Source organism: Thalassospira sp. ABL2_045, assembly GCF_056161285.1.
Window position 1 is genome coordinate 1 of record NZ_JBSWYV010000020.1, and the last position, 23,832, is coordinate 23,832.

General features: G+C 55.1%; 19 protein-coding genes, 1 tRNA gene and 1 rRNA gene. 11 read left to right on the forward strand and 10 right to left on the reverse strand.

Going from position 1 to position 23,832, the window contains the following annotated elements:
* Positions 1–76: ribosomal RNA gene (rrf, locus tag ACXAIA_RS19590) — 5S ribosomal RNA — on the forward strand; the annotation flags it as partial.
* 183 nt (positions 77–259) lie between these two features.
* A tRNA-Met gene (locus tag ACXAIA_RS19595) sits at positions 260–336 on the forward strand.
* Between the two features lie 254 nt (positions 337–590).
* On the opposite strand, the gene ACXAIA_RS19600 is transcribed toward ACXAIA_RS19595, so the two are convergent.
* Positions 591–1,433, reverse strand: coding sequence for a COG3904 family protein (locus ACXAIA_RS19600; protein WP_475350833.1), 843 nt, complete (start codon positions 1,431–1,433; stop codon positions 591–593).
* A 1,010-nt stretch (positions 1,434–2,443) separates the two neighbouring features.
* On the opposite strand from ACXAIA_RS19600, the gene ACXAIA_RS19605 reads away from it, so the two are divergent.
* From ACXAIA_RS19605 to ACXAIA_RS19615, 3 genes are read left to right on the forward strand one after another with little or no spacing between them, the layout of a single operon-like run.
* Positions 2,444–2,962, forward strand: a complete 519-nt coding sequence (locus tag ACXAIA_RS19605) for a hypothetical protein (RefSeq protein WP_475350834.1) — start codon at positions 2,444–2,446, stop codon at positions 2,960–2,962.
* A gap of 12 nt (positions 2,963–2,974) precedes the next feature.
* On the forward strand, positions 2,975–3,409 hold the full coding sequence (locus tag ACXAIA_RS19610) for a type II toxin-antitoxin system VapC family toxin (RefSeq protein WP_475350835.1): 435 nt from the start codon (positions 2,975–2,977) through the stop codon (positions 3,407–3,409).
* Between the two features lie 4 nt (positions 3,410–3,413).
* Positions 3,414–4,394, forward strand: a complete 981-nt coding sequence (locus tag ACXAIA_RS19615; protein ID WP_475350836.1) for a CBASS cGAMP-activated phospholipase — start codon at positions 3,414–3,416, stop codon at positions 4,392–4,394.
* A 315-nt stretch (positions 4,395–4,709) separates the two neighbouring features.
* On the opposite strand, the gene katG is transcribed toward ACXAIA_RS19615, so the two are convergent.
* Positions 4,710–6,893: a catalase/peroxidase HPI gene (katG, locus tag ACXAIA_RS19620; RefSeq protein ID WP_475350837.1), complete on the reverse strand. Its 2,184-nt coding sequence runs from the start codon at positions 6,891–6,893 to the stop codon at positions 4,710–4,712.
* 521 nt (positions 6,894–7,414) lie between these two features.
* Between katG and ACXAIA_RS19625 the strand changes: the two genes are divergently transcribed.
* The 6 genes from ACXAIA_RS19625 (at position 7,415) to ACXAIA_RS19650 (ending at position 11,933) form a co-directional block, all read left to right on the forward strand.
* On the forward strand, positions 7,415–8,425 hold the full coding sequence (locus tag ACXAIA_RS19625) for a cation diffusion facilitator family transporter (protein ID WP_475350838.1): 1,011 nt from the start codon (positions 7,415–7,417) through the stop codon (positions 8,423–8,425).
* A 93-nt stretch (positions 8,426–8,518) separates the two neighbouring features.
* The gene (locus ACXAIA_RS19630; RefSeq protein WP_475350839.1) at positions 8,519–9,481 is read left to right on the forward strand and encodes a 2-dehydro-3-deoxygalactonokinase; all 963 of its coding nucleotides are present in this window, start codon (positions 8,519–8,521) and stop codon (positions 9,479–9,481) included.
* A 3-nt stretch (positions 9,482–9,484) separates the two neighbouring features.
* Positions 9,485–10,138 (forward strand): 2-dehydro-3-deoxy-6-phosphogalactonate aldolase, encoded by a 654-nt coding sequence (locus tag ACXAIA_RS19635; RefSeq protein WP_475350840.1) that lies wholly within the window; start codon positions 9,485–9,487, stop codon positions 10,136–10,138.
* A gap of 145 nt (positions 10,139–10,283) precedes the next feature.
* Positions 10,284–11,063, forward strand: a complete 780-nt coding sequence (locus ACXAIA_RS19640; RefSeq protein ID WP_475350841.1) for an SDR family oxidoreductase — start codon at positions 10,284–10,286, stop codon at positions 11,061–11,063.
* A 152-nt stretch (positions 11,064–11,215) separates the two neighbouring features.
* Positions 11,216–11,488 (forward strand): GIY-YIG nuclease family protein, encoded by a 273-nt coding sequence (locus ACXAIA_RS19645; protein WP_475350842.1) that lies wholly within the window; start codon positions 11,216–11,218, stop codon positions 11,486–11,488.
* A gap of 97 nt (positions 11,489–11,585) precedes the next feature.
* Positions 11,586–11,933, forward strand: a complete 348-nt coding sequence (locus tag ACXAIA_RS19650) for a hypothetical protein (protein ID WP_475350843.1) — start codon at positions 11,586–11,588, stop codon at positions 11,931–11,933.
* An 86-nt stretch (positions 11,934–12,019) separates the two neighbouring features.
* On the opposite strand, the gene ACXAIA_RS19655 is transcribed toward ACXAIA_RS19650, so the two are convergent.
* From ACXAIA_RS19655 to cysD, 8 genes are all read right to left on the reverse strand, one after another.
* Complete coding sequence (locus ACXAIA_RS19655; protein ID WP_475350844.1) at positions 12,020–13,123, reverse strand: ABC transporter substrate-binding protein; 1,104 nt, start codon at positions 13,121–13,123, stop codon at positions 12,020–12,022.
* Positions 13,124–13,276: 153 nt separating this feature from the next.
* Positions 13,277–13,915 (reverse strand): CDP-alcohol phosphatidyltransferase family protein, encoded by a 639-nt coding sequence (locus ACXAIA_RS19660; RefSeq protein ID WP_475350845.1) that lies wholly within the window; start codon positions 13,913–13,915, stop codon positions 13,277–13,279.
* Positions 13,916–14,033: 118 nt separating this feature from the next.
* Entirely contained in the window at positions 14,034–14,744 is a 711-nt protein-coding gene (locus tag ACXAIA_RS19665; protein WP_475350846.1) for a GNAT family N-acetyltransferase, read from the reverse strand.
* Positions 14,745–14,865: 121 nt separating this feature from the next.
* Positions 14,866–18,246, reverse strand: coding sequence for an error-prone DNA polymerase (locus ACXAIA_RS19670; RefSeq protein ID WP_475350847.1), 3,381 nt, complete (start codon positions 18,244–18,246; stop codon positions 14,866–14,868).
* A gap of 4 nt (positions 18,247–18,250) precedes the next feature.
* On the reverse strand, positions 18,251–19,888 hold the full coding sequence (locus tag ACXAIA_RS19675; RefSeq protein ID WP_475350848.1) for a Y-family DNA polymerase: 1,638 nt from the start codon (positions 19,886–19,888) through the stop codon (positions 18,251–18,253).
* Positions 19,800–20,597, reverse strand: a complete 798-nt coding sequence (locus ACXAIA_RS19680) for an ImuA family protein (RefSeq protein WP_475350849.1) — start codon at positions 20,595–20,597, stop codon at positions 19,800–19,802. The genes ACXAIA_RS19675 and ACXAIA_RS19680 overlap by 89 nt, the downstream gene beginning before the upstream one ends.
* 162 nt (positions 20,598–20,759) lie before the next feature.
* Positions 20,760–22,679, reverse strand: coding sequence for a sulfate adenylyltransferase subunit CysN (cysN, locus tag ACXAIA_RS19685; protein WP_475350850.1), 1,920 nt, complete (start codon positions 22,677–22,679; stop codon positions 20,760–20,762).
* On the reverse strand, positions 22,679–23,572 hold the full coding sequence (gene cysD / locus ACXAIA_RS19690) for a sulfate adenylyltransferase subunit CysD (protein WP_475350873.1): 894 nt from the start codon (positions 23,570–23,572) through the stop codon (positions 22,679–22,681). The genes cysN and cysD overlap by 1 nt, the downstream gene beginning before the upstream one ends.
* Positions 23,573–23,832 lie beyond the last annotated feature (260 nt).

Below are 23,832 nucleotides of genomic sequence, written 5' to 3' on the forward strand. Positions count from 1 at the left end.
CCGAACTCAGAAGTGAAACCAGCCTGCGCCGATGGTACTTTGTCTTAAGGCACGGGAGAGTAGGTCACCGCCGGGCCTTCCAAATACAGCAACACATATTCCCTATAAACACACCCAAACATCAAACGCCGCTTCATCCCAGATGCGGCGTTATCTGTTTACTGAGGCTGTAAAGAAATCGCTCCAGTGAAGCGATTTTAAGCCGAAGGTTGAGCACGGCGGAGCCGCGCGCAGACTGTACAGATTAAACACCCACTGACGCGGGGTGGAGCAGCCCGGTAGCTCGTCAGGCTCATAACCTGAAGGTCGCAGGTTCAAATCCTGCCCCCGCAACCAATAAAAAGACCCTGTCACCTCCGGTGGCAGGGTTTTTTATTGCCCGCAGGAACAGTCTTTGAACCTTTGACCTCCTGTGGTTATGAGCCTGCGCTCATAATTGATGGTTTCGAAGGAACCGTGCACCCAGTGGGTGCGCGTAAGTCCTGAGAAAGGCGTTTAAAAAAGGTGCCAGTGGCACCTTTTTAGCTCGAAGGTCAAGCACGGCCGATAGGCCGCGCGCAGACTGCGCTGGTTCAACAGGAGCCACAAGCTCACTCCCCAACCACCCCATCCACAACACCAGCCTCTATCAACTCCGCTGCCTCCGGGAACCAGATCCCGGTATGCGGGGCGAGGAAGACTTGTTCAAGGAAGCTCTCGGCAATGCCCTGGCTGCGATAGAAGGTGATTTCCTTTTCCTGCTGGCCCTTGATGTCATAAAGCGGCACGGGGTAGGCGAGATCGATCTTGTATTGATGGAAGCCCAGCCGGCCATCAGGGCCGAGGTAGCGTTTGGCGCCACCGATAAAGGCGGTTGTGCAGGCGGAACTGCAATCGGCAAACACATAGGTGTCCAAGCCCCGATCACGGATCAGGAAGCCGACACCGCGCCCCTCATAGACATGCCCGCCATCACTGTTAAGGACGATGCCGGTCACACCCGGATTTTCATCCAGCAAGGCTGCCAATCGCTGCGCCATGCCAAGGGCAAAGATGCCGGTGATGTGAATGCGGGTGTTATCGGGACTAAGTGTTAGCGCATACTGGCTGGCGCGGGCATCTTCAAGCTCGGTCAGGTTGACCGGAATGAAACGTTCCGGGGCAAGGGCACGGAAAGAGGCCGCGATGCTGAGGGCGGTAAAGACCAGAGAAAGCCCGATCACCCCATAGGCCACGACGGTCCAGATATTGGCAAGAATGCTCGATTGATGTTGGGTGGCGCGCAGCACGCCGACCACCTGCCAGACAAAAACAACGCCATGAAAGACAAGGATAAACGCAACCGTCGCGATCAGGGCAGGGATGCGGTCAGGGATATAGGGCGGCAGCGTATAGCGATCGGCAAACAGGATCAGAGCCCGGATCAGGATCAGGTTGACGCACAGCGCGAACAACAGAGTGTGCTTTCCTTGCCAGTGATCCCGGATGTATCGCAATTTGGTCTTTTCCTTAAAAGTGTAAAGCCGTAATTAATGATAAAAAATTCCTGTAGTGCCTAATAGGTCAATAGGTGGTTATGCAGTTAATGGCGGTTTAGTTGCATCGCGTGTGCACATCTCGAACGCTGAAATGCAAACATCCTGCATTGAAGGTGCGTTTTCATAAGGAACGGACGAGTAGGGCGGTGACGGCTCCTCCAAATGCAGCATCATATTTCCTATAAGCACATCAAAAAATCAAACGCCGCTTCAAAAATGAACGAGCCGCTATCTGTTTAAGTCAATCGCTAAAACAGAAAACTTCACTAAAGCGGGTTGGGACAGCTCAGCAGTTCGGCAGGTTGATAACTTGAAGTTGGAGTACATATAGAAAACGTGCTTAGGGCACGTTTTTAGTCTGAAGAGTGAGTGCGGGTGATAGGGCATGCAGGCTTCGTTGTCGCCCAGCCATTAGCATATAGGACACCTGTTTTTTTTGGGGGGGCTGTCTAGGGCCGGATACCGGAGATTAGCGAGCGAAGCGAAAGCTATTACTGTTTCTGATGTAAACTAAACCAATGCCTTAGTCGGAAATGGCTAAGTCACCTTTTTATAAGCTGGAAGCAAACACGTATCGCAGGCGTATAAAGATGCTGCCGGCATTTTGTTTCCTTGAGCGAGATTTGCGGGAAGGAATAACAAGACAATTAATAACGTCGATCATAACCAATAGCTGATACTGGCAGTATTCAGAATAGGGGACGACTTGGCGGGCCTTGATTGATCAGGCCGGGCAACTTCTGAAAGCTCCCGCGAGCAACTAATTGTCAGCTTAATGGGCGGTTGCAACACGAGATTTTATCAAATGTACGACAGATCCAGAAGTCAGATATCCAAGCCGATGGAGCAATATGTGACACAAGTGGTGTTGACGTGTACACAAAAACCTCTATATCATTGGTATATTCCAGATAGGAACAATGAAAATGACCGAAGAAAAGTTGATTAAATTGTCCGATTCAAACTTTAAGGTTGATTTGTTGGATCAAACTGTTGCTGAATGGATCCGAAAAGCTATTGTAGTTCGTCCTTCTGGTGCCAAGCGTATGCGTGCGGTGGACTTGTCCCAGTTGGCAAATTTAGAGAGCGTATATGGTTGGCCGATTGCATCTTTACTATTAAAGCATGCTAATCATGTGGATGTTGAGGAGAATGGAGCGGCTATCCGCTGCCTTAACATAAGAGAAGCTCGAAAAGATTTTAGAGCCGTTATGGCTGACAACGCTCTTAAATTTGTTGCGTCTTCGAAGGGCGATAATAATGATCAGGTTCATGTGATGATACCCCTTGGTGAGCTCATAAAAATGCTTGATCGTGCTCACCAAAAAGTTTCGATTGTAGCTGCGATGTCCCCCAGCGATGAATTGCCTAAGGCGGAACCGATCAAGCTTCACACAACGCCCCGTAGCGCGGGGCCAAATATTTCATGTGCACAAGCGGATTAGTAAGGGCGTTCAATGTATCTGCTCGACTCTCAAGCATTTTCTGACTTTGTGAGTGGTGACCAATCAAAAGCGGCTTGGGAATTCGTTGTTCAGGCAGAAAAGTCTGGACGAGATGTTCTCGTGAGCCGAATGTCGATCGGATTATTGAGGGCTGAAATTGAGAATTTGCCGGCCGCGCATCGAAGTAACTGGCGGAAACGTTTAGCCGCTGCTCATCGAGTGTTCGAAGCCGGTGGTTTGATACGGGAAGTGACGAGCCAAGTTGTTGACGAGTGGGCTGAGATTAGAAATTTGGAGCTTCAAGACACTAATGGAGCCCCGCTCGGTGATAGTGAAACGCTGGTGATTGCAACGGCCATAGCCGATCAACTTTCCTTAGTTACGTCGTCGCCTAAAATCTACGAGCTAGTTGTTAATAATAGCGGCCTTTCAGTAACGGGAATATGACCGATTGAGCATTGATCTTGACCAAGCCAAACCACTCCCTCCTCAAGAACGCGAGAGACGTATTCTTGCTTTAACTGGTGGCGGTATACGTGGAATATTTACGGCTTCAGTTCTCGAGAATATCGAATTGCAAACTGAGAAAAACGTTGAGCAACTATTTTCAGTTCTAGCTGGCACATCCATTGGCGGCATTATTGCAATAGGACTGGCAGCAGGAGTAAGGCCCAAGATTATAAGGCAGGCTATCAGAAAATATGCCCCCGTCATCTTCCAGAAGCCGGTCAGAGATCACATCTTCAACCCATTGAATATTTTTAAAGCCGCTTATCGGCAAGAACCGCTTCGAGCTGCAATTGAATCTATTCTCGGAGAGAAGGCAGATATGACCCTCCAAGATTTGAAGACTCCTCTGGTGGTTGCAGCAGTTGAATACAACAGGGCAGTTGAGAAAATTTTCGTATCGGCTCCTTTGGCTGCGCAGGGGGAAGATCTCTCTGTCCGATTGATAGACGTTGCGTTGGCTACCTCTGCTGCTCCAACGTATTTCCCACCACATCGAATTGGTGATCGAGTTTATGTCGATGGGGGGCTTGTTGCAAACTCACCGGATTTAGTGGCGGCTCAAAGATGCTTAGAAAAGTCTGAGGGGGATGTAAGTGATCTCTATGTCATGAGTGTTGGCACTGCGTCCGGGGCCCTTCGTGGAAGAACTGGAATTACTTCTCCTGGACGCGCTGGATGGCTCCTTCGGCATAAGTTGTTCGATGTTACTATTGAGGCGCAAGCTGCGCTATCAATATCTCAACTCAGCACGTTGCTTGGTGACCGCTTTCACCGAATCGACAAAACACCAGAAAAAAGAATTAACCTAGACGAAACTAGCAGTGGGTGTCTAGATGAGTTAGAAAGCCTCGGAAGTGAGGCGGTTGAGGAGTTTCGTCAAAAAAATGCAAAGGACTGGCGCTTTTTCTTTCCACGCAAATAGCTTCTAACGGATTGGTTGTCAGCACCTACTGTGAAATACCGAGGGTACGTTTTTTATTCCATCTGAGGTGATCTAGCCCTTTAGCAAAGGTTGGCGTTGGACACACGCACTCCCAATAATCTGTACTTCTGTAAAACTGGTGCGCCATCTCTTAAGCCGGTAATGGCCTATTCGTCTTCTTAGAGTAATGAACCAGGTTCAATTCAAAGTAGGTTTCGAAAGGTTACCTGCCCAAAAAAAACACCCCCAGCCTAACGACCGGGGGTGTTCTCTTTCCGGAACCCTAAAGCTCCAAGTCACATCAATCCATCGCCCTCACGCCAGATCAAAGCGATCGGCGTTCATGACTTTGGTCCAGGCGGCGACGAAGTCCTTGACGAACTTCTCCTGGTTGTCGTCCTGGGCGTAGACCTCTGCATAGGCGCGCAGGATGGAGTTGGAACCGAAGACCAGATCCACGCGGGTGGCGGTGTATTTGGTTTCGCCGGAGGTGCGATCAACGATGTTGTAAAGGTTGTCGCCCGCCGGTTTCCAGCTATAGGCCATGTCGGTCAGGTTGACGAAGAAGTCGTTCGACAGCACACCGACACGATCCGTGAAGACACCGTGTTTGGTGCCGCCATGGTTGGTACCAAGAGCACGCATGCCGCCGATCAGGACAGTCATTTCATGAGCGGTCAGGCCCATCAGCTGTGCACGGTCGAGCAGCATTTCTTCCGGTGAGACGACATAGTCCTTTTTCGACCAGTTGCGGAAGCCGTCTGCGAGCGGTTCAAGCACGTCGAAGCTGTCGGCATCGGTCATCTCGTCCGTCGCATCCCCGCGGCCCGGTGCGAATGGGACGGTGATGTTAACACCGGCATCATGGGCCGCCTTTTCAACCGCCGCCGACCCGGCCAGCACGATGAGGTCAGCCATCGAGACTTTCTTGGCAAGGCCTGCCTGGAAGTCCTCAAGGGTTTTGAGAACCTTGGCAAGACGGTCCGGTTCGTTGCCTTCCCAATCCTTCTGCGGTGCCAGACGGATGCGGGCACCATTGGCACCACCCCGGCGGTCCGAACCCCGGAAGGTACGAGCACTATCCCAGGCGGTGTTGATCAGATCGGTCGAGGAGATTCCAAGACCGAGCAGCTTGGATTTGAGATCGGCGATCTCGGAGTCCGAGAGGGTGTAATCAACAGCCGGGATCGGGTCCTGCCAGATCAGGTCTTCTTCCGGGACATCCGGGCCGAGATAGCAGGCCTTCGGGCCCATATCACGGTGGGTCAGCTTGAACCATGCGCGGGCAAAGCAATCGGAGAAATAGTCAAAGTCGTTATTGAATTTCTCGATGATGGCGCGATAGGTCGGGTCCATCTTCATCGCCATGTCGGCATCGGTCATGATCGGCATGCGACGGATCGACGGGTCTTCGACGTCAACCGGCATGTGTTCTTCCTTGATGCCGATCGGCTCCCACTGGTTGGCACCGGCCGGGCTTTTCTTAAGCTCCCACTCATACCCCAGCAGAAGTTCGCAATAGCCGTTATCCCACTTGGTCGGGTGGGTGGTCCAGGCACCTTCGATGCCTGACGTTACGGTATCGCGGCCAATGCCACGCTTGGTGTGGTTCATCCAGCCAAAGCCCTGTTCATGGACGTCGGCTGCTTCCGGTTCGGCCTCAAGCAGGTCGGCATTGCCGTTACCGTGGGTTTTACCAACGGTGTGGCCACCGACGGTGAGGGCGGCGGTTTCTTCGTCATTCATCGCCATGCGGGCGAAGGTTTCACGCACCTGACCGGCGGTTTTGAGCGGGTCGGGCTGACCATTCACACCTTCCGGGTTCACATAGATCAGGCCCATCTGAACTGCTGCCAGCGGGTTTTCCATGGTTTCGGGATTTGACACATCGTCATAACGATTGTCAGAGGGGGCGAGCCATTCGCGTTCGGCACCCCAATAGGTGTCCTTTTCCGGGTGCCAGATATCTTCGCGGCCACCGGCAAAGCCAAAGACCTTAAGACCCATCGACTCATAGGCCATGGTGCCGGCGAGAATGATCAGGTCGGCCCAGGAAAGCTTGTTGCCGTATTTCTTTTTGATCGGCCAGAGAAGACGGCGCGCCTTATCAAGGTTGACGTTATCAGGCCAGGAGTTCAGCGGGGCAAAACGCAGGTTGCCCTTACCGCCACCACCACGGCCATCGGCCAGACGGTAGGACCCGGCAGAGTGCCATGCCATACGGATCATCAGGCCACCATAATGGCCCCAGTCGGCCGGCCACCATTCCTGGCTGTCGGTCATGAGGTTTTTGATGTCGGTCTTGACGGCTTCAAGGTTGAGCTTTTTGAATTCTTCAGCATAGTTGAAGTCTTCACCATAGGGGTTCACCTTGGTGTCGTGCTGATGAAGAATGTCGAGATTAAGGGTTTTCGGCCACCAGTCGGTGGCGGTTTTGCCGGTCTCGGTCATGCCACCATGCATTACCGGACATTTCCCTGCGGTATGTTTTCCGTCCATTTTTTCTCTCTCCGTCGTGGCTGAGATGTTTTAAACAGCTCCTGGACCCGTATCGCGTTGATCGCGCGGTAGATGGGGCGCTTTGGTTGGGGTGCGCCCGTATCGTTCTCTCTCCCTGAGGTGATTTAACCAAAACCAGCGAGATGAAACCAGAATTTATGCGTTAAGGTTTCATGTTGTAGGTAATGCTCAACTCAAAGATCGCAATGCGATGCAGATCATTCAATCCGATGCGACGGGTTTCCCTCATCGCTAGGAGAAGGCTAACAATAGTCTGTGTGATAGGGGAAATAGTTATTTCATGTGTTTTTGATAGTTTTTATCGATGAATGTGTAAGGGGGCGGAAAGCCTGGGTTCGTGGGCGCTGTTGGTTGGGGCCGTGACATTTGCCCTCAGTCGGTTAGACTGTGTTCGAGTTCACAGGCTTAAGTGCCTAAACGTTCCGGGTTTTCCTGATCCCGGATGTTGCCTGCCCACCACACTGCCTTGATGCAGCCCCACAGAAAGCGGAAATCCCGACATGTCTCATTCTTCAAAAGGTGCCATTTACATGGCAGCAGCGGCCAATCTGTTGATTGCTGTGGCGAAGTTTGGCGGGGCGGCGATTACCGGCTCTGCCGCGATGATGTCGGAGGGCATTCATTCGCTGGTCGATACCGGCAATCAGGGGCTTTTGCTTTTGGGGTTGCGGCTTTCGACCCGCGAGCCGGATGAACGGCATCCTCTGGGTTATGGCAAGGAAACCTATTTCTGGTCGTTTCTGGTGGCGGTGATGATTTTCGGGCTCGGGGCCGGTGTTTCGATCTGGGAAGGGGTGGACAAGATCATCCATCCGCATGCGCTTGATGTGCATGTGGTGGCAGTGCTTGGCGGGTTTGATGTTAGGACCTATCACGTTGTGTTTTCGATCCTGGCGGTTGCCATTGTGCTGGAAGGCATAGCGTTTCGCACGGCTTACCTGACGTTTCGCGCACAGCACCCCGATATGCCGCTGGTGAGGGCGGTGCGCAGCAGCAAGGATCCGACGGTGTTTGTCATTTTGTTTGAGGATTCAGCCGCGTTGCTTGGCCTTGTCGTGGCGTGTGTCGGGATTGCGGCGGCCTATTTGCTTGAGATGCCCGTCCTTGATGGGCTGGCATCGGTGATGATCGGGCTTATTCTGGCGGTGACGGCCTTCATGCTGGCGGTCGAGTGCAAGGGGCTTCTGATTGGTGAAAGCGCCAGTCGCCAAAGCCGGCAAATGATTGCCGATATGGTCGCGGCCATTCCGGGTATCCTTAAGGTCAACGAGATCATTACCCTGCATCACGGGCCGCAGAGCCTGATGGTGTGTGTCAGTGTGGATTTCGCGGACAAGGTGACCTCCCCACAGGTGGAGGCGGCCGTGAGCCGATTGGAAAGCGAAATTCGCGCCGCGATCCCCGAAGTTTCCAAGGTGTTTATTGAAGCGCAAAGCTGGACCGGGCATCAGGATCTGCTGGGGCAGGCCCGCGCGGCCGAGGACGCACAAGGCGCAGAACATCCAGCTTAACGCCGCATTGTTGCGAAGGTCACCCGCGCGCATTGACCGCGGCTTCGCGCAATAGTATGAGGAATAAAACCAACACTAAAATTCGAGGGCAGGGTGAGCTCGCTAAATCAGGATTACGGACCATCTCTGTCATGGATTGCGGTTGATTGGGGGACCTCCAATCTGCGGGTCTGGGCGATGGATGATAACGCTAACATCCTTGGTTCTGTTGAAAGCCCGCTTGGCATGAATGCGATTTCTGGCGACCCGAAGCTTTCATTTGAAGCGGTTCTAATCGGGCTGATTGACGGGTGGCTGGCTAAGGATGCACTCGGGGTGCCCGTCGTGATTTGCGGTATGGCCGGGGCCAAGCAGGGCTGGCTGGAAGCGCCGTATTGTGATGTTCCGGCTAAACCTTTTGATCTGGCACAAGGGGCTGTGAAACCGGATGTGAGGGACCCTCGCATTTCGGTCTTTATCCTGCCTGGCCTGTGTCAGCGGGGCGACTCTGATGTCATGCGCGGCGAGGAAACCCAGTTGGTGGGCTTCATGGCCGCCCATCCGGATTTTGCCGGCTGGGTCTGTTTGCCCGGCACCCATTCGAAATGGGCGCGGATTTCGGGCGGTGAGATTACCGCCTTTCGCACCTATATGAGTGGCGAGGTCTTTGCTCTGCTGTCGCAACACTCCATCCTGAAGCACTCGGTCGATGATGGCTGGGACGATGCGGCCTTTGCCGATGCGGTGCGCGCAGCACTTACACAACCGACGGCCTTTTTGCATAGCCTGTTTGGTGTGCGGGCCGCGGCACTTGTGGCACCGGTCGGGACCACTGTGGCGCCGGGTGCTTCGGTGCTTTCGGGGACTGTCATCGGTGCTGAAATCGCCGATGTGCTGGGGCTTTTGCAGCCGGGCGAGAATATTGCCCTGATCGGGGCGGGCAAGCTGGCATCGCTGTATCAGGCGGTCTTGGCTGTGCACGATCACAAGGCCACGCCGCAGGACGGGGCGAAAATTACACTTTCAGGGTTGGCGCGGGCACACGCGACCCTTGTTTTGGCATCAACGGAGAACTGAGCCATGACGTCCTATGTAGCAGAACAGATTACCGATCCGGTGACCGGTAAGGGGCGCCGTCGCCTGATCGCGATCCTGCGCGGTGTGCAGCCCCATGAGGCCGCCGATATGGCGCGTGCGCTGGTCGATGCCGGGATCACGATGATCGAGGTGCCGCTGAACTCGCCAGAGCCGCTTAAAAGCATTGCCGCGATGAAAGAGGCGGTCGGTGATACCGCCCTGATCGGGGCGGGCACGGTTCTGACCACCAAGGATGTTGCCGATGTTAAGGCCGCAAAGGGCGAGTTCGTGGTCTCGCCCAATTGCGATATCGATGTGATTGCCAAGACCAAGGAACTCGGCATGGGTTCCTGGCCGGGGGTTTTGACCCCGACCGAATGCTTTGCCGCGATCAAGGCCGGGGCCGACGGGCTCAAGATTTTTCCAGCCAGCATCATCGGGGCCGCGGGCATCAAGGCCATGCGGGCTGTTTTGCCCAAGGATACCCCGGTCTATGCCGTTGGCGGTGTCGGCCCGGATGATTTCGCCACCTACGCCAAGGCAGGCTGTGATGGCTTTGGCCTTGGATCGGGCATCTATAAGCCCGGCATGGCGGCGGGTGATGTATCAAAGGCGGCCATTGCCTATGTCAGCGCGCATGATGCGGTGTTTGGCTGAACGGCTCTTCACCATCTGCAGTGCCTGCAGGTTCCGGAATATTCGGTTTTGAAATAATTCCAAATTATGGAAGGGCGTTTGACCCTTGGTGCACTGCGGGCTAAATTCCTGCCATTGTCTGAATTCCTGAACATGGGAGGATCCATTGGATCTTGGAATTAAGGGCCGCAAGGCCATCGTTTGTGCGTCGTCCAAGGGGCTTGGCCGTGGCTGTGCGATCAAACTGGCCGAGGCCGGTGTAGACCTTGTGCTCAATGCGCGCTCCGAAGGGCCGCTGAATGAAACGGCGGATTATATCCGCGATACCTATGGCGTGAACGTCACCACGGTTGCGTGCGACATTACCACCGAAGAGGGCCGTAACAAGGTTCTGGCCGCAGTCGATGCGCCTGATATCCTTGTTAACAATGCCGGTGGTCCGCCCCCGGGTGTGTGGTCCGATTGGGGGCAGAAGGAATGGGAAGCAGCCGTGCAGTCGAACATGCTGACCCCGATCCTGCTGGCAACGGCCGTATTGCCGGGCATGATTTCGCGTCAGTGGGGCCGGATTGTGAACATCACGTCGGGTTCGGTGAAATCGCCGATCCCGCATCTGGGGCTTTCGAACGGGGCGCGTGCCGGTCTGACCGGTTTTGTCGCGGGCACCTCGCGCCAGGTTGCCAAGGATGGGGTTATTATGAACAACCTTTTGCCGGGCCAGCATGATACCGACCGTATCAATGCGCTGATGACCAACAAGTCAAAGGCCGAGGGTATTACCCTTGAAGAAGCGCGCACCAAAACCCAGGCTGGTCTTCCGACGGGACGTTTTGGTGATCCGCTTGATTTCGGCGCGACCTGTGCCTTCATGTGCAGCGAGCATGCGAAATTCATGGTCGGGCAGAATGTTCTACTGGACGGCGGAGCCTTCAACTCCACCCTTTAATTCGTCCCATGCAGATCTGCAAACGGCTGGCTTCTGCGCTTCCGGTGCTCACGTACCTTTAAGTACGCTGCGCGCCGGTTCTCAAAGTCAGCCGTTTTCGCCACAGCATGAAACGAATTCGGTCGCGCAATTATAAACCGGGTAACTCGCAGATGGCGTCATTCACCTTTGTTTATGTGCTGCGCGAGCTGGATTTTGTGCCGGGGCAGGGCAAGTCGAAACTGCCCCGGACCTATGTTGGCTGGTCGACCGATGTCGAAGCGAGGCTTGCCACGCATAATAGCGGCAAGGGGGCCAAGACGACGCGCGGACGGCAGTGGGAACTGGTTTATGTCGAACGGTTCCGCACATTCGGGCAGGCAATGAGCCGGGAATGGCATCTCAAGCGCGATCGCAAGCTGCGCAAGATGCTGGCTGGTGGTTAGGCCCGCAGAGGGATGGCCAAATCAGCACTTGCATCATCGCGCCAAGTAACAGATATGTGCTTTCCAATAGCTCATTCAAATTAGGGATCCATCCGTCATGGCATTCGTTCGCAAAAATCCGCTGAAACTCAACAAGCTGCAGCTGCGCACCCTTGTGTTGGCACAGGTGATTGCCAAGGATCCCAATTCCGGGAAGATTGATGAAGCCACTGGCGAGGCAACGCTTTTGCGCGTGCCGCACGCCCATGGCGATCACGTTCATGTTGGCAAATTCACCGTGGCGGCCCGCGATGCCAGCGGTTTTGAAAACCCGGCCGTCTGGGTCGCGCTGACCCGCAAAGGTCTGGTCAAGGAAGGCTATCCGGCCGCCATCGTTCTGACCAAGGAAGGCATGGAATATGACACCGGTCTTGGCGATCATTTCCTTGAGGAAAGCGATCACTAAGGCGTCGCTATAAAAGCGATTTGCTTGTTACGGATTTTAAAAAGGCCCCGTTGTTACGGGGCCTTTTGCATGGATCTTTCGGGTGTCTATTCGACGCGGATGAATTTGCCGTCGCGTATTTCAACGAAGTAGATGTTGCGATTGCCATCGCCAAAGGCATCAAACGCCAGTTCCTGATGTAATCCCGGTTGCGGCGGAAGATTGGTCAGCGCATCGGCCAGTGATTGTTCGTCATGCTTGGTGCGTAAAGCTGCAAACAGAACCGTCGCCGCATCATAGGTTAGAACCGCAGTATAGCCGGGGTGATCATCAAACATTGCAGTGTAGTCCTTGATGAACTTCTGGAAGCGCGGATTGGTGTCATAGCGGTCAAACGCCTGCACCAGTCTCATGCCCTCAACAGCGTTCCCGCCAATCTCGATCAAGGTTTCCGACCCGGCCCATTCGGCGGCAGATAACGGGATGCCGGCGTCAAGTTTGCGGATTTCCTGCGCCATATAGGCGCCGTCCGCACTGTTGGTGATTAAAACGATGGCTTCGGGATCATCGGTCAAAAGTTCGGCTGCGGCATCGGCGTGGGTGACATTGTTGACATTGATCCAGACCTTGGAGATCACCCGACCGTCTAGCGCATCAAATTCCAAAAGAAATTCGCGATACCAACTGTCGGTAAAGGCCTGGTTCTGACCATCCAGGGCAAGCGACACTCGGCTGTATCCCGCCTCGATATAATGTCTGGCATAGGCGCGTGCATTTTCGCGCGTTGTGGCATTCATGCGAAACAGGTTGTCGCGAAAACCGGCAAAGTCGGCCGCTGAGATGGTCGGGGATACGGTGACAACGCCAAGCTCATTGATCACCGGCAGCATCGCCATGCCGATCGAGCTGATGATCGGACCAACCACGGCGTCAACGCCAAGGCGCTTGAATTCGCGGACATGGTCCTGCGCAACTTCCGGGGTTTTCAGATCATCGCGGGCAATGATTTCGATCATGCGGCCATTGATGCCACCGTCGCCATTCACCTGCTGGGCCGCAAGTTTTAGCGCATTAAGCGCATCGGTCCCCGCATCCGAGCCGGGGCCAGACAGGCCTGCAATGAAACCGATTTTGACGGGGCCGGATTGATCGCAGGCCACTAGCAAGAAGCAGCCGACAAACACAGAGCACAGAAACCTGATGGACCGCATTTTATTCCTTGCAGCTTTTCTTTTGGGCCAGGAACCATGGCCTGTGGACGTTTAACATTTGATCCTGTCCAGGCAGACAGGATTTGGTGACGATTTCGATATGGCAGTTCCCGGAACGCGTTTCAAGCAGTTGATATCGTGATAATCGCCGCACTAACCAAAGTCGCGCCGTGCCTGCAGAACCCGACCAGCAGTGGTGAGCAGGCACAAGGCGCCGAAAATGGCTGCAATAGTGTCGAACATGGCCGGGAAAATGCATATGAGACATAAGACCAGTATGGTCTCGCTGCCTTCGGTAATACCTGTCAGATAGAAAAAGCTTTTCTTGCCCTGGGCGTCATTGTCGCTGCGGCCCTGTTTGGCGGCGATAATGGCATAGGCCAGAAAGCTCGATCCGGTGCCGACAAAACAGAAGATCAGAAACGCCGCCATAAGCGCATGTTCCGGTCGCCCAATGGCAAAGGCCAAAATCATGCCCGAATAAAACAGAAAGTCGGAGACGATATCGTAATAGCCCCCCAGATCGCTTTCCTGACTTTTCGCACCCGGATGGCGTGATCTGGGGGCAGCATGCCGGGCAACCGCCCCATCAAGCCCATCCATGAAACGCGATGCCAGGATCAGCGCAAGGGCCGCGTAATCGAGTTTGAGCACAAGACAAGCCGCCGCCAGAAGCCCAAGGAAAAAGCCAAACCCCGTAATCATGTTGGGCGTAATGCCCGTGCCCGAAAGCGTTCGCGCAATCGCATTTAACGGCACATCAATCAGCGGGCGCAGGCGGGCATCAAACATCGGAGTGATTTCCATTTAACGTGTTGAGTTGGCGACTATAAGCCGAACAACCGTTAAATGAAAATCATCACTTCGTTTGTTGCGGGTCTGTGTAACCGCAAACGTTTATCGCGAGCGGTCAGGTGCGAAAATCTTCAAGGCGTTTGCGCTGCTTGCCGGTGTCATCAAAGTTTTCCGGCGCCAGCCATGCGTCAAATGCGGCGCGGATGGCGGGCCATTCGTCGGCTGTGATGGAAAACCATGCGGTGTCGCGGTTGCGCCCCTTATAGATCAGGTGATTGCGAAATGTACCTTCATAGGTAAAGCCATAACGGGCTGCTGCGGCACGGGATGGCGCATTCTTGTCGTCGCATTTCCATTCGTAACGGCGATAGCCCAGATCATCAAAGGCACGCTTCATCATCAGATACATCGCCTCTGTCGCGCCGATGGTCTGTGACAGGGCGGGTGAAAAGTTGATGTTGCCGATCTCGATCACGCCATTTTTCGCATCAATCCGCATGAAGGCGGCGACGCCTACGGCTGTGTTGGTCGCTTTGTCGATGATGGCGTGAAGCATCGGGTCATCGCTGGCGGTCATGCTTTCAAGCCATGTCTTGTAAGCATCGAAATCCGCGAATGGCCCGGTCGGGAGATAGGTAAAGCGTGATCCATCAGGCACCGTGCTGTTGGCGTCAAACAGGTGTCGGGCGTCGCGGTCTACATCAAGCGGACTTACGATCACATGGCTGCCGATCATGTCACGGCGCGGTGGCAGGTCACATCCGTTCCAGTTTTCAATCGGGTGGCCAACCGGTTTGCCAAATTCATCCTTGTGGGGCGCGGTCATCAGACATCCTGTTTCATGTGCGGTGTGCAAAGAAGCACAGTGCCGGAAATTGGTTCTGCATCAAAGAGCCATTTCCGCAAATGTCATGGTGCCAATCAAGGCGGCGTTTCGGGGTGATGCGTTAGTGAAAATCATGACTGTCGATCTTAAGGCGTTTGTGATTTTTGCTGTGGTTGGGGCTGTGGTTCGAGCTTGAGGCCTCGCCCTGAGTTTCCAGCTGATCAAGGTCACCGGGTTTGTTTGACGCATTGGTGGCTTCTTGCGCGGGCAGGGCAGTGCGCGGGCTGGCCCAGCGCAGGTTGCGCGGATGGTTGTTGGCATCACGGGCGATTTTGGTGTTTTCGCTCATCGATTGCAGCATATGGGTCAGATCGACCAGTTTGTCGGCAATGATATGCGTCACCCCGTCTTCGCGTTGCAATTTGCCCGTCACCCCCAGAACCGTCGCGGTCATCACCTCGCGGCGGTGCTGTTCCATGACCTTGCTCCAGACCACAAGATTGGTGATGCCTGTTTCATCCTCAAGGGTTATGAAAACCACCCCCGATGCCGTGCCGGGACGCTGACGAACAATCGCAAGTCCCGCATGGCTCAGCCGTTGGCCATCGCGCACATTGGCAATGTCACTTGCTCTGCAGACCCCGGCAGTACTGAGCGCATCGCGCAGCATCGCCATCGGATGGCCCTTAAGCGACAAGCGCAGGCTGGCATAGTCTTCGATAATCTCCTCGCCCGGGCCCATGATCGGCAAATCCACCGGGGCTTCGGCGCCAAATTCGGCCGAGACGCCCATATTGTGGTTAAAGTTCTGGGCCGCTTCAAACAGGGGCAGGGCAGCTGGGGCCTTGCGCCCCTTGCCAAAACGTCGCACCGCCCACAGCGCTTCGCGCCGGGACAGACCAAGTGATCCAAACGCATCGGCCTCGGCCAGTTTTTCAAGGGCGGCGGGCGATAAGCCCGTCTGGCGCGCCATCAGATAGACATCCTGAAACCCGCCTTGGGGCCGGTTGGAAATCAGGGCAAGGGCATCAAGCTCGCCAAATCCCTTGATCTGGCGGAACCCAAGCCGCACCGAATGATACCCCGCCGTACGGCCCGGTTCGCGTTCCAGATTGTTGTCCCAGAAGCTGTGATTGATATCGATTTCAAGCACGCGCACCCCGTGATTGCGCGCATCATTGACCAATTGCGCCGGGGCATAGAACCCCATGGGTTGGGAATTCAGAAGTGCGCATAAAAACACATCCGGGTGATGGCATTTAAGCCAGGATGACGCATAGGCCAGAATGGCAAAACTCGCCGCGTGGCTTTCGGGGAAGCCGTAATCGGCAAAGCCTTCGATCTGTTTGAAACAGCGTTCGGCGAACTCCTCGTCATAGCCATTTTTCAGCATGCCATTGATGAATTTGGTGCGGTGTTCACCGATGGTGCCGGTGCGCTTGAATGTTGCCATGGCGCGCCGCAGGTTGTCGGCCTCGCCCCCGGAATAGCCCGCCGCGACAATGGCAATCTGCATCGCCTGTTCCTGAAACAGGGGCACGCCACAGGTGCGTTTAAGCACGGCTTCAAGTTCTTTGGAGGGGTATTCAACCTTTTCGCGCCCCATGCGCCGTTGCAAAAACGGGTGGACCATGCCGCCCTGGATCGGGCCTGGGCGGACGATGGCGACCTGGATGGTCAGATCATAAATGGTTTGCGGTTTAAGACGCGGCAGCATGCTCATTTGGGCACGTGATTCCACCTGAAAGGTGCCGACACTATCGGCCTTGGACAGCATGCGATAGGTGGCAACGTCTTCTTTGGGCAGGGTCGCCAGATCGTAATCAATGTTCTTGTGCGTGCGCAGCTCATCCAATGCCTTTCGGATGCAGGTCAGCATGCCAAGCGCCAGAATATCGACCTTGAGGATGCCCAATGCATCAATGTCATCCTTGTCCCATTCAATGGTGGTGCGGTCTGCCATGGCGGCATTGGCAATCGGCGAAAGTTCACAAAGCGGCCCGCTGGTAATGACAAAGCCGCCAACATGTTGTGACAGATGGCGGGGAAAACCGGTGAGCTCCCCGGCAAGGTCCAGCACGGCCTTGAGACGCGGTTCATCGGGATGAATGCCTGATTGGCGCATCATATTGTCATGGGCGGGCTTGCTGCTGGACCCCCAGATGGTTTTGGTCAATTTGACGATGGTGTCTTCCGACAGGCCGAATACCTTGCCGACATCACGCATGGCACTGCGCGAGCGATATGAAATCACGGTTGCGGTCAGTCCGGCCCGGTCACGGCCATAGCGTTCATAGATGAACTGAATAACCTCTTCACGGCGTTCATGTTCAAAATCGACATCGATATCGGGTGGTTCATTGCGCGCATTGCTGATGAAGCGCGAAAACAGCAATTCCACCTCGTTCGGATCGACCGAGGTGACATGCAAACAAAAACACACCGATGAATTGGCCGCCGACCCGCGCCCCTGACACAAAATACCCCTGGACCGGGCAAAGGCGACAATGTCATGCACGGTCAGGAAATAGGGGGCATAGCCCAGCTCCTCGATCAGTTTGAGCTCCGTTTCGATCAGGTTTTTGACCTTGTCGGGGATGCCGTTGGGGTAGCGTTTCTGTGCCCCTTCCCAGGTCAGGCGGATCAGGCGTTCCTGGGTGCCTTCGCCGGTGCCGTCATTTTCGTCGGGGTATTCGTAGCGCAGCTCATCCAGACTGAAGCTGCATTGATCGGCAATCTCGACGGTGCGGGCGATCCAGTGCGGGTGCCCCGGAAACAAACGGGCCATTTCACGCGGCGATTTGATATGGCGCTCGCCATTGGGAAACAGACGGTACCCGGCATCCTCAATCGTGCAGTGATGGCGAATACAGGTCAGGACATCCTGCAAAGGTTTGCGCGACCGCAAATGCATATGCACGTCATTGGTGACCACGGCGGGAATGCCAAGCTCAGATTCAACCGCCTCGGTAAATTCAAGGCGTTCGCTGTCAAACCCGTCCATGAACCGCCCGATGGCCAGCCACAGCCGCCCGCCAAAATGCGATTTCAGACTGATTAACTCGGTGCGAAAGGCGTCATCAGGCACTTGGGGCGGCACAGCGATAAACAGCAGCCCTTCGCCATGGGTGACGATATCGGCGAGATAAATCTCGCACGATCCCTTGGGCGCGCGGCGCTTGCCAAGGGTGAGCAACCGGCACAGGCGGGCATAAGCCTGCCGATCCGTCGGATAACACAGCAAGGACGGCCCATCCATCGGATCAAGACGGCAACCAACAATATAGTTCAGCCGATCAGCATAATTGCGATGTGCCGTATGGCCGCGCACCACCCCGGCCAGCGTGTTGTGATCGGTGATCGCAATCGCATGCAGGCCCTTGGTGGCGGCGGTCAGAACAAGTTCCTCAGCGTGCGACGCGCCACGGAGGAAAGAAAAATTGCTGCTGACATGCAGTTCGGCATAGGCCGGGGTGTCGGTGCTGTTGGCTTGCTTTGTCATGGCGTTATCCGGCAAATAAACCATGCACCGACCAGATATCCTGTCCGGCATGGCCGCTTCGAAACAGCCAGATCAGCCGGCCTTTCTGATCGCAGATGCGGAAATAATCGCGTGTCATGTGCGACAGGGCGTAATTGTCACGTTCCAGATGCGTCCACCATTCCGGGCAGATGCGCTCCGGCCCGTCCGCACGCAGAACATCAATCATCATCTTGCGCCAGCGCAGTTTGGTCGGGGCGCCAGTCGCACTGCGTTCCATGACATCGACCGGTTCGGGCGGATCAATCAGCCGCACCGGACGCTTGGGCAGGGGGGCATCCGGGATGCGGGCCGGTTTGACAGGCCCGGTCGGCGATTGCCGGATGGCGGCCCGTTCGGGCAGGTGGCTGGCATGATGGGCCGGGCGATATAAAATGTCCTTGGGGCCCAGATGATGGGTAATGCGATCCAGCAACTCGCCCAATGCAATGGCATCGCTGCTGTCATTTTGCTGGCGGTCCAGGCGGACCTGGCGAAAGGCGACATGTTCGACCCACGGCGCATAGACAATCACCTGTTCGATGCCAAAGCCGGTATCAACCCCGGGCATCTTTTCGGCCAGCAATCGCAGGATATGGCTTTCGGATTGGCAGGGCGTGCCGGTTGTCGTCGTGATGGTGTGAGGATGGCCATCGACCCGAATGGATCGGACGATCAGACGTCGAAGACCAAGGTTTTCGGCGCGCAGTTTCGCACAGAGATCGGCGACCATACTTTCAATCGCATGTGCCAGATTGGCGGCATCCCCCAATGGTTCGCCAAAGTTCTGCCGGATCAGCCACGGGGCATCGGGCAGTTCGAAATTCAGATGTTCGGGCAGGCGGCCATAAAACTGGTCCAGACGATGCAACACATTCGGGCCAAGGCGTGTAGTGATATTGGCACGCGGCAGGGGCGTGATATCACCCAGCTGTTTCAGACCAAGGCGCGCTAAAACCGCGATGATCTCATCCGATAACCGCAGGCACGATACCGGAAACCCGGCGGCAACCCCGTGATCACGCGGCAGGGATAAAATGCGTTCATGGGGCCCTCCCGGATGGCCCCCTGTATGGCAACGTGCCGCGGCCCATGCGGCACCCGCCGTATCGGCAATGGCCGCACGGGCGGTGATGCCTTGGGCATTCATATCCCGCAGGATTTGTTTGATCATGGCGCTTTCGCCGCCAAACAAATGACTGCCGCCGGTGATTTCAAGCCACATGCCCGCATCGCCATTCAGCCCATGTGTGTGCAATTTCCGATCCGGGGCGATCCATGGGCTATAGCGGTCCATGAAACGCACCAGACGGGCAAATTTGCCCTCACAAAGCTCCGGATCCTCGGGGCTGTCTGTAAGCTCGGGCAGGATGCTGCGCGCATCAGAAAGGCGCATGCCACCGTGCAATCCGGCCTTTTGCGCCGCTTCATTCAGGCCGCAGACCAGCACGCCCTTATGATCACTGCGTGTGATCACATGCGGGATGGCGTGTGCCTTTGCGGGCTTTGCTTGGCTGTCAGCATCGCGGGGCTGATCAGGCGTGGGCGTGCCTGTCTTCGGGATTATCTTCTGACAGTCGGTTTTCCAGTGGGTCAGCCACAGATAAAGAAAACGTTGTTGCATCGGTTTTGACTTTCCAGCTTCCCGGTCGGACCCCGCGTCCCCCGATCAGGCTGAGATGATGGTCGTTTCCTGTTGGTCGTTCTGTTGAGTGTGTTGCGTGTGAGGCGTTGAAAGGTGTGATTTGCCAGCGCGTCCATGCACTTGAAGTCGGAATGCGCCCGTTTCTGGCAAGAGGGCGCAAAACAATGATGCGTGTGCCGCCACTTTCACACGCCAGTTGCAGGCGTCGTGCCGTGGTCAGGTCATAGTCGGTGGTTTCAATGATCACCGCCCGGACCTGGCCTGATTTCGCCACTTCTTCGCAGGTCCAAAGCGCGGTGGCCTGTTGATCCACCGTCATCATCAACGGTTCGGGCGCAAGTGCCGTCATGGGCAGGGAAGGCGGATAAAACCCACCCTGATCCAGCGCGCGACGTTGCCGGATCCAGAAGATGCCTTTGCCGGGCATCGCGTGATCCGACAATGTCGCCAGATACCACGCCAGAAGCGATGACGCGCCATCATCATGCCCGCACAGCACTTCATGCAGCCCCACCGGGGCAAGGCCGCCGATGCTGATATGATCGCGCAGGGACGCCCCGCCAAAGGCATGCGAAATCACCCCGTCTGCCTGATCTGGCCCGCCGGACAGACAGGAAACCTGGACCTTCCATTGCTGCTCGGCACGCGCCAGTGCAGCACGGGCCTGATGAATACGTCTGTCTGACATGTGTGATTGTTCCTATTTTGTTCTTTTTTATGTGGTCAAAGCAGAACAGGAGTCAAGACGTATCAAAGGGGTTTCTTACTGCTCAGGAGGGATGTCGTTGAAGCAAAAGAAAACCCGGCAAGATCACCTGCCGGGTTTTCTGAATGTATCTTTGATGCCAGATCAGATTTCTGGGAACCAGGCCCCCAGAACGCCGAACTCTTCGAGTTTGGTAACAATGATCTCGGCGGCTTCTTCTGCACTTTGATCTGCGGTGCTGACCACGATCTCGGCATTTTCAGGCCGCTCATAGGGGCTGTCGATCCCGGTGAAGTTGGCGATCTCGCCCGCACGGGCCTTTTTATAAAGCCCCTTCACATCGCGCTGTTCACAAACCTCAAGCGGGGTGTCGATGAAGACTTCGATGAATTCCCCTTCCTCAACCAGGCTGCGCGCCAGCTGACGTTCGCTTTTAAACGGCGAGATGAAGGACACCAGCGTGATCACGCCCGCATCGACAAACAGCTTGGCGGTTTCACCCACACGGCGGATGTTTTCGACGCGGTCTGCATCGGTAAAGCCAAGATCCTTGTTCAGGCCATGACGCACATTATCGCCATCAAGGGTGTAGGTGTGCTTGCCAAGGGCATGGAGCTTTTTCTCAACCAGGTTGGCGACGGTCGATTTGCCGGCACCCGACAGGCCCGTGAACCACAGAACAGCCGATTTCTGGCCTTTCTGATAGGCACGTGCCCCCTTGTTGATGTCCATTTCCTGCCATTTGATGTTGGTCGCACGACGCAGGGAATGGTTGACCATGCCCGCCCCAACAGTGGCGTTGGTATAGCGGTCAATGATGATGAAGCGGCCCGAATGACGGTTTTCGTCATAGGGATCAAAGGCCAGCGCCTTGTCAGCCGAAATATTGGCAATGCCGACTTCATTGAGCTCAAGCGTTTTTCCCGGTTCATGTTCCAGCGTGTTGACATTGACCTTGTATTTCAGCGCGCTGATCTGCGCATTGGCGACCTGTGCACCCATCTTGATCAGATAGGGACGGCCGGGCAGAAGATGATCTTCATGCATCCAGATGATGCGCGCTTCGAACTGATCTGCGAAATCGGGCTTGGCTTCGGCCTCGGCGATGACATCGCCACGCGAAATGTCGATTTCATCTTCAAGGGTCAGCGTGATCGCCTGACCGGCAATGGCAACATCTAGGTTGCCGTCAAAGGTGACGATTTCCTTGACCTTGCTGGTCTGGCCCGATGCGGTCACGGTAATCTCGTCACCCGGTTTGACACGGCCCGATGAAATGGTGCCCGAAAAGCCCCGGAAATCGAGGTTCGGGCGATTGACCCACTGCACCGGCAGGCGGAACGGCTTTTCAATCGCGTCCTGTTCGACCTGCACATCTTCAAGATGGGAAAGCAAGGTCGGGCCGGAATACCATGGCGTATTGGCACTCGGAGCAATCATGTTATCGCCACGAAGCGCCGAAAGCGGAATTGCGGTGATCGAGCTGTATTTCAGCTGCTTGGCAAATTCCTGATATTCGGCAACGATGGCGTCAAATTTCGACTGGTCATAGTCGATCAAATCCATCTTGTTGACCGCCAGCAACACATGCTTGATGCCCAGCAATGAGGTAATAAAGCTGTGGCGGCGGGTCTGGGTCAAAATCCCTTTGCGGGCATCAATCAGGATGACTGCAACATCGGCGGTCGAGGCGCCGGTTGCCATATTGCGCGTATATTGTTCGTGGCCGGGGGTATCGGCGACGATGAACTTGCGCTTGTCGGTCGAGAAGAAGCGATAGGCAACATCAATGGTGATGCCCTGTTCGCGCTCGGCCTGCAGACCATCAAGCAGCAGGGCAAAATCAATCTCGCCGCCTTGGGTGCCGACTTTGCGGCTATCAGATTCAAGGGCTGTCAGCTGATCTTCAAAGATCAGTTTGGAATCCCAAAGCAGACGGCCGATCAGGGTTGATTTGCCATCATCCACGCTGCCGCAGGTAATAAAACGCAGCAGGCTTTTTTCTTCCTGCGCCTTCAGGTAGCCAAGGATATCATCGGCGATCAAATCAGATTGGTGTGCCATCAGAAATATCCTTCCTGCTTCTTCTTCTCCATAGACCCGGCCTGGTCATGGTCAATCATGCGGCCCTGACGTTCGCTTGAACGGGTCAGAAGCATTTCCTGAATAATGTCGGGCAGAGTGGCTGCCTCGGACTCAACAGCCCCCGTCAGCGGATAGCAGCCAAGCGTTCTGAACCGCACCGATTTCATTTCCGGTTTTTCCCCCGGATTGAGCGGCATGCGGTCGTCATCGACCATGATCAGCGTGCCGTCACGTTCGACCACCGGGCGTTTGGCGGAATAATAGAGCGGCACAATCGGGATCTGCTCAAGATAGATATATTGCCAGATATCAAGCTCGGTCCAGTTCGAGATCGGGAAAGCACGGATGCTTTCACCCTTGTTGATCCGGGCGTTATAGATATCCCACAATTCCGGGCGCTGGTTTTTCGGATCCCAGCGATGGGTCTCGGTGCGGAAGGAAAATACGCGTTCCTTGGCACGGGCTTTTTCCTCGTCACGCCGCGCACCGCCAAAGGCTGCATCAAACTTGTATTTGTTCAGCGCCTGTTTCAGCGATTCAGTCTTCATGACATCGGTATGCAGGCTGGAGCCATGGGTAAACGGACCAATGCCCCGCTCAACGCCGTCCTGATTGATATGCACAATCAGATCAAAGCCATATTCAGCCGCCATCCGGTCGCGAAACGCGATCATTTCGCGGAATTTCCAGGTGGTGTCGACATGCATCAACGGGAAGGGCGGCGGGGCCGGGTAAAATGCCTTGCGCGCCAAATGCAGCAAAACCGATGAATCCTTGCCGATGGAATAAAGCATCACCGGTCGTTCGAACGATGCCGCCACCTCGCGGATGATATGGATACTCTCTGCCTCAAGCTGGCGGAGATGGGTCAGATTGGGCTGCATTCTATTTCCTGCCGATCAATCAAAGCTGGTGCAATCAACACAATTTTATGTGTTTATAAAAGTATTTCACTTGTCTTTGATGGGTAATATGGAATGCCCCGCAACGCAAGTGTGATTTCTATTTTTACACAAAAAAATGGAGTCCAATATTAATTAACATTTCAAGGGTGTTTAATTCGAAAAGTGCAACAAGGCAAGTGTCTTTGAGCCAAAGGACTCTGTTCGCGCGGAGGGTATGTGAAAGTCAC